This window comes from Acidithiobacillus thiooxidans ATCC 19377, from assembly GCF_009662475.1.
GTDB classification, from domain to species: Bacteria; Pseudomonadota; Gammaproteobacteria; order Acidithiobacillales; family Acidithiobacillaceae; genus Acidithiobacillus; species Acidithiobacillus thiooxidans.
The window spans coordinates 841,838-853,719 of the sequence record NZ_CP045571.1 but is presented as its reverse complement, the minus strand read 5'-3'; the positions used below and the strand labels follow the sequence as shown (position 1 = coordinate 853,719).

The following is an 11,882-nucleotide window of genomic DNA, read 5'->3' as shown; positions in this document are numbered from 1 at the left end:
CAGAAAATGCTCATACACCAGATTTGACTATAGCTCGTTCCACAATCCACGGCGACTGGTCGTGCCTAAGTTGTTTTGCTGGGCGGGTCGTTAGCTCGTCGACTGATGCGCTCCGATACCTTCGCTGCCCAAAATAACGAACAGATGGGTAAGGCGCGATCGGCGGTGCGACTTTCAGATGCTCGCAAAGCCCACGCCAAGTGTTGGGAGTTTCGCCATATAAACGAAGTACGTCCGCCCCTTCCAGCGCACCGCCATCTAGAGCTTCTGCGGCTCCTGCCACTTCGTCGATCACGATGAACTTGGCGTGCGGAAAGCGCTGCGTGAGCACCCTAGCATGCGGCACAAGCGATTCGATGTTTACGTAGGCGTCGAAAACACGATCGGTGCGGCCATTAAGAAGGCTGTCTAACTCACATTCCGGAATCCGGTCAAAATCGCTACAGCAACGATAACCAAGCATCAAGAGTGCCATAGCGAGCGATGACATTCGGAACCCAGAAGCTCCAAATGCGAACACAGGGGAGCAGGTCGGCCGCCGCTGAAAAAGTGCCGTGTTACCGCCGTCGATAATACCAATTCGGCTCAATGTCGGTAGGATTGAGTATGAGTTCGTCGAGCTGAGATCGAGACGCTGGCTGATCACTGAACGTCTCAAAGCCCGGACGTCCATTTCTCGGAACATGTGATTTATCCAGAGATCGACGGGACCGCGACAGGGAAGAAGCTCAAGTAGCAACAGAGCGCCTTTCTTCGACAGCACATACCCAGACAAATACCAAAGACCGCGTTCCGGGCGAAATACGGTCTTTGAAACGAATTCTTTTGGCGCGCCGTGGCGCACTTCCTGATAAGACAGGTACAGCATATCGAAGGCTGGTCTGGCGCAATTGGCTACTTTCATCTCAGACCAAGCCTGATCGACAAGCTGCCCAAAGTCATGCCCGAACCAGACGTCGTCCTCGAGCACAAGAGTGTAAGAGGCATCGGACGTTGCAATCGTTTTCCAGATATCGATATGGGAGCGCGCAATGGCGACTTCTGCGTCACTCATCCTAATCGGTCGCTCCAAGTCAAACGCGTCTGGGACAGCGTCAGGTTGCGGTTCAACGAATAGCTGATCGCCTAGCGTGTAATAAGGCGTAATGTCAGCAGTGCCAAACAATTCGTCAGGATTGGTCAACGCATCGCATGCCGAGTATCTAATGGCTCGCTCCGATAGCGGGTTACCAGCGGCATCCATGATGTGACCGAGCTCCCGATATATGGCAGTCCATCGGTCCGGCTGCCTGTCTAAGTTTATGACAAAAATCGGATCGATACCTGTTTGTCGAACGTCGGAATGTGAGACGAACGCTAGGCACTGTTGACGCTGCAGGTGGAGCCGGCCTTGCAGGAACAAGGAATACAGCAGGCGCGATACCATGCGCAGGGGCTTTGAAAGGTTCATTCGAAAACTAACCGCCGTTACGATAGAACTTTTGTTGATTGGAGAGCCGCCAATTCCTAGCATCGCTGCGGTAGCTCAATGGCCATTTTGATATAGCAAATGCATCCCAGTCACGTAACACCAGTAGTTCGCTTTCGACACATCCCAAGATGGTGTCAAACTCGAAAATCGCCTTCGAAAGGTTTCCAGGACCGGTCGTCGCCTGGATTTCCGGCAACTCGTTTTTACCAGCGAGTTCAAGAAGAATTGTCGCCCTGCTAAGCGCATTCTCAATAATCGGATGCCCCCGGCATGCAATGAGTGGATTGTTATTGAAGTAAAAAATCCAACTTGAATCGAAGGCGTCAACACTCAGAAAAACGGACGGGCTCACCATTGTTCCAGAATCGATGTCGTAACACAGAGGCTGAACCTTCAGCCGACTGCCGTTAAACAAACAGCCAATGTCCGCAGAAATGCAAACTTCGTCTGCATCGACATAGAGGCCTCCCTCGACTAACAGATAACAGAGCCTAAAGTAGTCGGCCTGCATGGCCGGATGATAGCAACACTCGAAAGCCTGCTTGTGGCGCACCCCAAAATTGTGATCAATAAACACCTTCGCGCTACACTCGTCAAATAGTCGATGCTTAAAACCTTTCGCCTCCCATCGCACCCAAGAGTCAATGCACTCTTTAACGTCATCCGGCATCTGTCGTTGGTTATGCCAAAACTGCACGACCGTTCTGGGCGTGGCTTGCAGCAGCCCATCGTCAAGCGGCTCCTGAACGAATTGCCTTTGAACCAAGTTTCTGATGAACTCTGATCGTTGTCGATGGTGCTCAGGGCTGTCTGGTTCAGGCTGCATCTAGAGAATTATTGGGTTGGTAACAACTGATGTTGTTAGTTGATAAGGCCGACATACACCTTCTGAAGTCATTAAACCATAGTCGTTGTGTTAGCACCCATACAAACTGGCTAAGCAACCGAGGACCCCCTTCCGACCAGAGTTCACAGAGCCTGATCAGTTTTGTTGAAGATGCAAAGAGCCATTTGGCGACATTTCTAGCCAATGGTGAGATAGCCAACCCAATCAGCCCCGTAGACAATCAGTTACAGCTTCGCCACCTGACAGCTAACTGAGCTATGCTCGAAAGTGGTGTACGGGCGCGTTACAACTGGCTTGAATGAGGTGGCGTACTGTTGCTACAAAGGGTTTCCGACTCAAAGAGCAACATAAGGAGTACGCCGTGGAAAAGAATACCGTAATAGCAGGTGGGATGGGAGAGTTGGGTCTGGGCATTGAAGGGATACTTCGACGCGCGGCACGCTCTCTGATTGAGCAGGCCATAGAGGCAGAGGTGGCGGTATTGCTGGAAGAATTTGCGACAGTGCGGATGGTTGATGGGCGTCAGGCGGTCGTGCGTAATGGGCATCTGCCGGAGCGCGAGATCATGACCGCTCTGGGTCCGGTACCCGTCAAAGTACCCAAGGTGCGGGACCGCTCAGGATCGGGGATCAAATTCAATTCGGTACTGGCGCCTCCGTATGTACGCAAATCACGAACGGTAGCCGCTACAGTACCTTGGCTCTATCTGCATGGGGTGTCTTCCGGCCACATGCAGGAAGCCCTTTCCATTTTGCTGGGTGATGAGGCCAAGGGACTTTCACCTGCGGTGTTGGGACGTCTCAAGGCGGAGTGGGCGCAAGAGTATGCCCATTGGCAACACCGCTCCCTACAGGGAAAGCGCTATGCTTACTGGTGGGTAGACGGTATTTATACGAACCTCCGTGCGGAGGAGGATCCGCGTATCTGCCTGCTGGTGATTATCGGCGTGACGGCAGAGGGCAAGAAAGAGCTGGTCAGTGTCAGTGACGGCCTGCGCGAATCCAAAGCTTCCTGGCTGGAGATCCTGCGTGACCTGCAGGCGCGCGGTCTGGAGACGGCCCCTTTGCTCGCCATTGGGGATGGTGCCATGGGGTTTTGGGCCGCACTGGATGAAGCCTATCCCGAAACTGGTCAGCAACGCTGCTGGGTGCATAAGACCGCCAACATTCTCAACGAACTTCCCAAAGCCCAACAGAGCAAAGCCAAGGCAGCGTTGCAGGAAATCTGGATGGCCGCCAATCGCCAGGCTGCGGAAAAAGCACTGGACGTGTTTGTGCGCAATTACCAGGCAAAGTATCCCAAGGCCGTGGCTAAACTGGAAAAAGATCGGGCTGAATTGCTCGCTTTCTATGATTTTCCGGCCGAACACTGGCGGCATATCCGGACCACCAATGCCATTGAGTCCACCTTCGCTACGGTACGCCACCGGACTACCCGGACGAAGAACTGTGTATCACGCAGCAGCTTTCTGGGATTGGGTTTCAAGATGCTGCAGCAGGCTGAAAAACGCTGGATTGGGATTTATGCTCCAGAGAAAGTCCTGCAGCTTTTTGCAGGGGTGAAATTTATCGATGGCTTACCGGCTAACCTCACCCTGCCGGATGATCAACAGACCGCCGCCTGATCTATGTCAGAAAATGCTCATACACCAGATTTGACTATAGCTCCAGCTAACTGCTTGTCAGGCTTGAATTATAACATTTACCTCTAGCAAATACCACTGAACCACCTCAATTTCTGCCGGCTCGCCAGCACCCTGACCTAGATCTACGCCGAACGTATCTCGTCAGCCCCAAACGCCTCCGCCTTCGGAATCATCAGTCTGACCCCAGATCGTGCTACTCCCGGAGGCTCCCGAAAATCTGTTGGATTTGGGGCCCGTGGCCATTGGGAAATTGAAAACAGAAACCATCAAGTCCCCGACGCCACTTTCCAAGCCTCTTCCAACTGGTCGCATTGAACATGCCGATCCCCTTACCCAGGGGATGTGCGATTAGGGTTCCTATACTCCTCACCCGCTTGAGAAGAGCGGGCCCACTTTGTCGACGAGGAGTAGCGAAATGAACAACTCAATTCAGTTGGTTAACAGCCAGAGTCTTCCCCAAGTAACCAGAGATGTATATGGTGCGATCAACGGGAATATACCTTCAGCCACCAAAGCCTTATACAAAAATGTTGTCGATTTGATGGGGTTTGAGAGCGGCATCCGTTCGCTCAACAGGCGTGGCGGGTTTGAGGCGCGGTCCATGAGCATTTATGGTTACGACGAATCCAGGCAACTGGTAGTCATACAGTTTCGCCGAGTTTATCTCAAGCGAGAGGGGTATTACCGAAATGTCCAGAAGTTGTATTACTTGGTTGGGAATGATGAAGGACAACTATTTTCACATCTGTTGCCAAGCAGCATACTCAAAATGAAAGGACTGCAGCAAAGCACCCCGCAAGACGTGGTCCGATGGTCGGAGTCCAAGATATTCGGGGTACCCCTTGGTAAACTGAGCGCGATCATTCGTCAGGGCGACATTGCCCTGATCCCCGTCAGATCCATCCCTACTGGGTCGGTGCAAAATAGAGATTTAGAGTTCCATCTCGGTGGCGGATCCCATCAAGTGATGGTGGACGGTGAACATTTTGTGAGCCCCGACGGCACGAATTACATCAAAGGGCTTGTCGAAATCGTACACATAAAAGCAGAACATCGAGCTGTCTGCGCAGAAGGCTGTTTCCGTATCGCAGAAGGCGCAAGGGGTATCACTCCGGACTGGGTTGACACCGAACTGGGTGACTGAACACCTGAAACGGACCGTTGTGCTGGAATCTGCGCCAACAGAAAAAGGGAGCCAACGCTCCCTTTTTAAAGCCAAATCCGCTCAAAAAAAGACTAACTAATAGTCGTTACCAAATTTTACGCCGTTAAAGCCAACAAATCGGTCAACCTCAATGGCCACGCTTCCTCATTTCTCTGCGGCAATATTTTTCGACCCGTTGCCTCTTCGTACAATTTAATGATAAACATCAACATATCTTCTTCAGGGTTTTCCAGATGGGCAGGCACCAACGGCCCCCACACAGGATCATGCCGGATAAAATCGACCCCCTGTCGTAAATAAATGCTGAGTATGTCTGGTTCCGGATAGCAGTCTTCAATCTTCACGATCCCAGACGCGAGCAGCACGGAAATCCTCGGAACGCCAAGAAATATCTTCATGTTCTCGATAATTTGACTGGATATCCCCGTCATAGGCTTGCGCCCGGTGCGAAGCTGATGCAGATAACCTGCTGTCACGCCCAACTTCGTGGCCAGCTCGCGCAATTGGAGCCCCTGTTCATTGGCTTTAGTCAGCAGCATCTGCATCAGCCGTGCCCCCGGTACTGAAGTTTCTTTTTCTGTCAGACCATCCGTCCAGCCAGTCCTTCTGTTGCACTTCCGCCTTACCACCTTGTTCATAAGCTTCTCCTTTTCATGCCCTAAAGCCAGAAACACATCGCCCTGGCAGTTAATATAGGCACCAGCTTGCGCAGAGCAGCCCGCAACAGAATGTGCGGGTACGGTTGCTATATTCTGTGTAGGACAAACAGAGAGATGGCAGTACGCCATATAATTCAATCAGTTGTTAATTTAATAGGACAAAACCATGAAACAGGCACTTCTCGACCTCGTCGACCTTCTGGCCGACGTAGCAGTAACAATCATCCACAACAACATCACGCTGGAGGAAGCAAACACATGTACAACATCGGCATTTACGCAAGGTATTCCACCGCTGACCAAGCAGCAACTTCGATCGAAGATCAAATCAGACGATGTCGTAACACCATCAAAAGCAAAGGACTTTTAGTCTCTAAAGAATACGTTTTCCAGGACAAAGCAATCTCTGGCTCTGCCAGTGTTCAGTCACAGCGCGCTGGGTATAACGACCTGATAAATGCTATTAAATCAAAAAAAATCAATCTACTAGTAGTGGATGAGATTTCTCGTTTGAGCAGGAACAGTTCTCAGGTATTCGGTCTGAAGGATCTGATCCGAGAACACCAGGTACGCCTCATAACTGTCGATGGGATCGATTCCCAAGCAGCAGAATGGGAAATCTTGGTTGGACTCGGCGGAATACTAGCGCAAGAGGAGATCGATAATGTGCGATTTTTGACTGTGCGTGGCATGGTCGGACAGCTAGAACGGGGCTACATGCTTGCAGCCCCGGCTTATGGTTATCGTCGAGTGAGAGTAGATGCTGCCGGACAACCTGCAAGAAACGAGGAAGAAGTCGCCGGGACGTTGTGGGAAGTAAGCCCTGTTGAAGCTGATGTTGTTAAAAATATTTATGGTCAAAGAGCGTCGGGAACAACGCTTTCCAAAATTGCACGAAAGCTGAATCAGCAGAAAGTATTGCCTCCGCGTCCCAGAGATGGAAGCAAATCTCTCTGGCTCGGCTCCACAGTAAGCAACATCATCAGGAATCCGATTTACCGGGGAGATTTTGTATACCGTGGCAGCGCCTCTTATCGATATTCCTCAAAGAAAGCAGGGTTGATTGCCGACAACAAAGCTCAAACATTCTCTCGACCGCACCTGCGGCTGGTTGATGACTCGCTGTGGCACCAATGCAACAAGGTTAAAGGGTACACAGGCCAAAAAACGCGATCGGACCACCTTCTCGCGGGCCTTGTCACTTGTGGGATCTGCGGGGGTAATTTATCGTTAACCTCTCCCAGCCATACATCCAGAGTGCTTTATTGCTCTGCTTGTGCGAGCCGCAAAGCCGTTAGCCCCGATCTTCCGGCACAAACAAGCGGTGCTGGAGTCGACGGGGTCCTGGAACTTTTGGGGGCGGTCATAAAGCAGGTCGTAGCTGACCCTGATGTATTAATAGCATACCGTGAAAGATTAGCGGATAAGTTAAAAACGGACGATATGCAGGCAGTGACCAGACTACGGAAAGAAATCCGCATTCAGGAAAAAGCTTATCAGGGAATATTGGCTCAATACATCAGCAGTGGGGACGACACGCTGGTAGATAGCATTTCCAGGCTTTTTACGTGCCTCACGACGATGAAAGAGGAGTGCCGCGCACTTGAACAACAGATCCTCGTGACGGATCCGGATAACATCCGCAAACAACAGGAAATCACCACGGAGGAAATTATCCATCAATTGCTGCAGGATACCCAGCACCTTGCCCGGTTACGGCCCATTTTGAAGAAGCTGTTTCCCGTGATTGAGTTTTGCGGTCGGACCCCCAAAAAGGCTTGTCTGTTTGAAATCCACATGGATATCGGAGTGGCTGTTGCTACAGCTACAAATTCCGAGGAGATAGAGGAGCATGTGATCACAGCCCAATATACTGTCCAAGCCAGCCATACAAGGCCCACGACCTGGAAGATAGACCGGCTGTGTGAGATCATCGCGTAATATCAGTAGTCAGTTTCAGCCCCGGATCTTCCGGGGTTTTTATGTGCAAAAAAAAAAGACCGCACAAAGGCGGTCTTGAAAACGATGTCTTATATTTGTTGACGATACGCTCTGGACTGGACCTGGAGAACTATCATCGCATCCAGAATTTCGTCCCAGTCTACCTCCTCTGGGATTAACTGCGTCCCCATTTCTTCTTGATACAGGCGCACAAAGCTTTCACGCACCCGTTCCTCAGCAAGGTATATCTCGACCGGCAGCAGCTTTCCGAGCACGGGATGCCGAGCGATTTTATCCAGGGCAAAATCGATGCACTGACTCTTTAAATGCTGATCATGTCGCGCATCAAAATCGCCAACTCCTGCTGCTGCGAGCGTGCCGACGATCGAGATTTGGAGCCAATCTGCCACCTGTGCGAATACAGTGGCTGACAGCGTCAGCGACTGCTCGGGACCGGAAATCAGTTTCTGGTAGTCCCCTTCTGAAATGTTTAGCGCCTTGGGAAGATCTTGTGCTTGCACCTTCGTACGCTGCGCTGAGCTATAGTCAAATCTGGTGTATGAGCATTTTCTGACATAGATCAGGCGGCGGTCTGTTGATCATCCGGCAGGGTGAGGTTAGCCGGTAAGCCATCGATAAATTTCACCCCTGCAAAAAGCTGCAGGACTTTCTCTGGAGCATAAATCCCAATCCAGCGTTTTTCAGCCTGCTGCAGCATCTTGAAACCCAATCCCAGAAAGCTGCTGCGTGATACACAGTTCTTCGTCCGGGTAGTCCGGTGGCGTACCGTAGCGAAGGTGGACTCAATGGCATTGGTGGTCCGGATATGCCGCCAGTGTTCGGCCGGAAAATCATAGAAAGCGAGCAATTCAGCCCGATCTTTTTCCAGTTTAGCCACGGCCTTGGGATACTTTGCCTGGTAATTGCGCACAAACACGTCCAGTGCTTTTTCCGCAGCCTGGCGATTGGCGGCCATCCAGATTTCCTGCAACGCTGCCTTGGCTTTGCTCTGTTGGGCTTTGGGAAGTTCGTTGAGAATGTTGGCGGTCTTATGCACCCAGCAGCGTTGCTGACCAGTTTCGGGATAGGCTTCATCCAGTGCGGCCCAAAACCCCATGGCACCATCCCCAATGGCGAGCAAAGGGGCCGTCTCCAGACCGCGCGCCTGCAGGTCACGCAGGATCTCCAGCCAGGAAGCTTTGGATTCGCGCAGGCCGTCACTGACACTGACCAGCTCTTTCTTGCCCTCTGCCGTCACGCCGATAATCACCAGCAGGCAGATACGCGGATCCTCCTCCGCACGGAGGTTCGTATAAATACCGTCTACCCACCAGTAAGCATAGCGCTTTCCCTGTAGGGAGCGGTGTTGCCAATGGGCATACTCTTGCGCCCACTCCGCCTTGAGACGTCCCAACACCGCAGGTGAAAGTCCCTTGGCCTCATCACCCAGCAAAATGGAAAGGGCTTCCTGCATGTGGCCGGAAGACACCCCATGCAGATAGAGCCAAGGTACTGTAGCGGCTACCGTTCGTGATTTGCGTACATACGGAGGCGCCAGTACCGAATTGAATTTGATCCCCGATCCTGAGCGGTCCCGCACCTTGGGTACTTTGACGGGTACCGGACCCAGAGCGGTCAGGATCTCGCGCTCCGGCAGATGCCCATTACGCACGACCGCCTGACGCCCATCAACCATCCGCACCGTCGCAAATTCTTCCAGCAATACCGCCACCTCTGCCTCTATGGCCTGCTCAATCAGAGAGCGTGCCGCGCGTCGAAGTATCCCTTCAATGCCCAGACCCAACTCTCCCATCCCACCTGCTATTACGGTATTCTTTTCCACGGCGTACTCCTTATGTTGCTCTTTGAGTCGGAAACCCTTTGTAGCAACAGTACGCCACCTCATTCAAGCCAGTTGTAACGCGCCCGTACACCACTTTCGAGCATAGCTCCGCTGCGCTTCGGAGCGCAGCCACCGGACCAATGTTTTTCCATTCCCGGCCGCGAGTTCGGCAAACAGATCTTTGAAACCCGGATACGCAAAGTCTGTTCCTTCTGCGCCAGGGCCGATGGCCTGGCCCCCCACATCGTTCTCTGAGATTGCTCGATCACCGTCATTACTTTTAATCCTCATTGCTTCCTCCGGAATTTGGTTAGGCCTATGCGCACGTTGGCCGCCTCAAGAGCTGTCCAAACTGCGCACATTAATATAGTCACCGTGATCGCAAAGACCTGGTCCGCGTAAAACGGTGGCCACCGTCGCTATATTGATCAGGACCTACAAAATCTTGGATCGATCACTTATCCATTTTGCGATTGCGGTTCCTATATTTCTTGGGTGGCAATAACAGGGGTGCCTCTTTGCATCCATCGCCCCCCGCATTCACTCACGACACAACATTTGGAGGCAACATGCCAACTGCAGCTATATATGCCCGTTACAGTACGGATAACCAGAGGGAAACCTCTATCGACGACCAGATTCGGCGCTGTAAAGAGTTTGCCGAACGTCACAATTATACTGTTCCTGACAACCTTATTTTTTCGGACTCCGCTATTTCTGGGAGTTCAGCTAAAACAGCACAAAGAGTCGGGTACGCACAATTGCTGGCGGCCTGGATGGCCGGGCAATTTCAATGTTTGATTGTAGACGAGTTAAGCCGGCTAAGCAGAAGCATAGCCGAAATCAGCCGACTCAATGACCGGATCACGAAAACGGGTGTGCGGCTTCTCACGGTCGACGGGAAAGACTCTCTGAATCCGAACTGGCGCTTCGGCGTTGAAATAACAGCGGTTATTGCTGAACATTTTCTCCGTGAAACAGCATTCCGGGTAAAAAGAGGAATGCGTGGGCAGCTTGAGCGGGGTTATGACGTTGCTTCACCGCCATATGGTTATAACACCATGAGAGTGGGGCAAGAGGGGCAACCCGCCATGCCTGGAGAACAGCATACGGGAATGCGTTGGATCATTGACCCGGAGCAGGCCAATGTAGTCAAGACCATATTTAATCTGCGAAAGTCAGGGCGCAGTCTAAACCAGATTTGCGCGACACTAAATCGCCAGCGGATCCCGCCTCCCCGCGCGGCAAAAAAACCGGACTCGATCGCGTTCTGGCGCCCCGGAACTGTCAACCGCTTATTATCAAATCAGATTTTCCGAGGGATTTTCGTCGGCAGGGATAGCGAACTTTCATCATCAGCAGCAACTGCTGGGAGAAATCAGGGTCCAGCGATTTTACTTTTTGATAGACCGAACCTGCGGATGGTCGACGATGAAACCTGGACGGCTTGCAATCGGAGCACAGGATCAAAAGCTATGTACGGGGGTGGTAATAATCCTTTTTCGGGACTGATTACCTGCTCGCAATGCGGGACGAAGCTGTCATTGTCTGGAAAAGGAAAAGACGGGAAATTTGTACAGGCATTTTATTGTGCGAGTTGCGCGCAGCGGGGAACAGTCGGACATCACCTCAAAAGCGTAGGTGTGGGACACACGGCGCGTGCGGGAATTGAGGCCATGCTCAAATTCGTCCTGAATCAGATCCTGGAAAATCCTCAGATACAGAAAGAGTTCCGGGATCGGCTGCGAGCAAAGTTGTCGGGCAACAGACTACAAGAGCTTAGTAAACTCAAGCAAGAGTGTGACCAAGCGGAGATAACTTATTCCAGGGCACTGGATTTGTTGAAAACCATTGGACACGAAGACAATCTTGAAAAACGCATTACCAGCTTGTATGGATCGTGGAAAATGCTTGAAATTCAGTACAAGAGAATCCGGGAGGAGGAGGACCAGATAGACAAGGTGGTAATCGCAAAACAATTGAATTTTAATCCGAGAAACGCGGCTACCCAGCTATTTGATAGCAGACTCGACCCCGCGCGAATTCGAGCAGTGCTTTCCAGGATATTCCCCAAGATCATAGCGCTGGGGAAAACAAGCAGATTTGTGTCTCTGTTTGAGGTCGAAATTTGTCCGGGGGCATTGGTTGCGACAGAAACTGGTTCAACGATAATTGACACAACGGCGGTGACCATACGAATTCGTCTGACGGCTTCTCCGGACCGAACCAAAGGATGGACCGTCGAACAAATCCAGCTCCCTGGGGCGGACGTGGAGGCTACAGGCAAAGTAGGTGCAGCTTAACTTTTGTA

9 protein-coding genes are annotated in these 11,882 nt (G+C 51.7%); 4 read left to right on the top strand and 5 right to left on the bottom strand.

The features are described 5' to 3' along the window. Positions 1–10 precede the first annotated feature (10 nt). Positions 11–1,426, bottom strand: coding sequence for a glycosyltransferase family 25 protein (locus GCD22_RS04495; protein ID WP_244947617.1), 1,416 nt, complete (start codon positions 1,424–1,426; stop codon positions 11–13). A 31-nt stretch (positions 1,427–1,457) separates the two neighbouring features. Further along, on the bottom strand, positions 1,458–2,297 hold the full coding sequence (locus tag GCD22_RS04490) for a glycosyltransferase family 32 protein (RefSeq protein ID WP_081577540.1): 840 nt from the start codon (positions 2,295–2,297) through the stop codon (positions 1,458–1,460). A 412-nt stretch (positions 2,298–2,709) separates the two neighbouring features. Between GCD22_RS04490 and GCD22_RS04485 the strand changes: the two genes are divergently transcribed. Beyond that, on the top strand, positions 2,710–3,942 hold the full coding sequence (locus tag GCD22_RS04485) for an IS256 family transposase (protein ID WP_425321088.1): 1,233 nt from the start codon (positions 2,710–2,712) through the stop codon (positions 3,940–3,942). A 436-nt stretch (positions 3,943–4,378) separates the two neighbouring features. After that, positions 4,379–5,107, top strand: coding sequence for a hypothetical protein (locus GCD22_RS04480; RefSeq protein ID WP_065975078.1), 729 nt, complete (start codon positions 4,379–4,381; stop codon positions 5,105–5,107). A 116-nt stretch (positions 5,108–5,223) separates the two neighbouring features. Here GCD22_RS04480 and GCD22_RS04475 read toward each other — a convergent pair whose 3' ends face one another. After that, the gene (locus GCD22_RS04475) at positions 5,224–5,766 is read right to left on the bottom strand and encodes a hypothetical protein (protein ID WP_065975079.1); all 543 of its coding nucleotides are present in this window, start codon (positions 5,764–5,766) and stop codon (positions 5,224–5,226) included. Positions 5,767–6,045: 279 nt separating this feature from the next. On the opposite strand from GCD22_RS04475, the gene GCD22_RS04470 reads away from it, so the two are divergent. Then, on the top strand, positions 6,046–7,728 hold the full coding sequence (locus tag GCD22_RS04470; RefSeq protein WP_170286693.1) for a recombinase family protein: 1,683 nt from the start codon (positions 6,046–6,048) through the stop codon (positions 7,726–7,728). 89 nt (positions 7,729–7,817) lie between these two features. Here the strand turns inward: GCD22_RS04470 and GCD22_RS04465 are convergent, their stop codons facing one another. Both GCD22_RS04465 and GCD22_RS04460 read right to left on the bottom strand, forming a co-directional pair. Further along, a complete protein-coding gene (locus tag GCD22_RS04465) occupies positions 7,818–8,249 on the bottom strand; it encodes a hypothetical protein (protein WP_153940465.1) in 432 nt (143 codons plus the stop codon). Between the two features lie 59 nt (positions 8,250–8,308). Next, entirely contained in the window at positions 8,309–9,541 is a 1,233-nt protein-coding gene (locus GCD22_RS04460; RefSeq protein WP_425321085.1) for an IS256 family transposase, read from the bottom strand. Positions 9,542–10,140: 599 nt separating this feature from the next. Between GCD22_RS04460 and GCD22_RS04455 the strand changes: the two genes are divergently transcribed. Then, positions 10,141–11,874, top strand: coding sequence for a recombinase family protein (locus GCD22_RS04455; RefSeq protein WP_153940464.1), 1,734 nt, complete (start codon positions 10,141–10,143; stop codon positions 11,872–11,874). Positions 11,875–11,882: the final 8 nt, after the last annotated feature.

Coding starts and splice junctions, on each gene's coding strand:
- GCD22_RS04455 (WP_153940464.1), top strand. CDS start 10,141: ATGCCAACTGCAGCTATATATGCCCGTTACAGTACGGATAACCAGAGG.
- GCD22_RS04485 (WP_425321088.1), top strand. CDS start 2,710: ATGGGAGAGTTGGGTCTGGGCATTGAAGGGATACTTCGACGCGCGGCA.
- GCD22_RS04460 (WP_425321085.1), bottom strand. CDS start 9,541: ATGGGAGAGTTGGGTCTGGGCATTGAAGGGATACTTCGACGCGCGGCA.
- GCD22_RS04495 (WP_244947617.1), bottom strand. CDS start 1,426: ATGGTATCGCGCCTGCTGTATTCCTTGTTCCTGCAAGGCCGGCTCCAC.
- GCD22_RS04490 (WP_081577540.1), bottom strand. CDS start 2,297: ATGCAGCCTGAACCAGACAGCCCTGAGCACCATCGACAACGATCAGAG.
- GCD22_RS04480 (WP_065975078.1), top strand. CDS start 4,379: ATGAACAACTCAATTCAGTTGGTTAACAGCCAGAGTCTTCCCCAAGTA.
- GCD22_RS04475 (WP_065975079.1), bottom strand. CDS start 5,766: ATGAACAAGGTGGTAAGGCGGAAGTGCAACAGAAGGACTGGCTGGACG.
- GCD22_RS04470 (WP_170286693.1), top strand. CDS start 6,046: ATGTACAACATCGGCATTTACGCAAGGTATTCCACCGCTGACCAAGCA.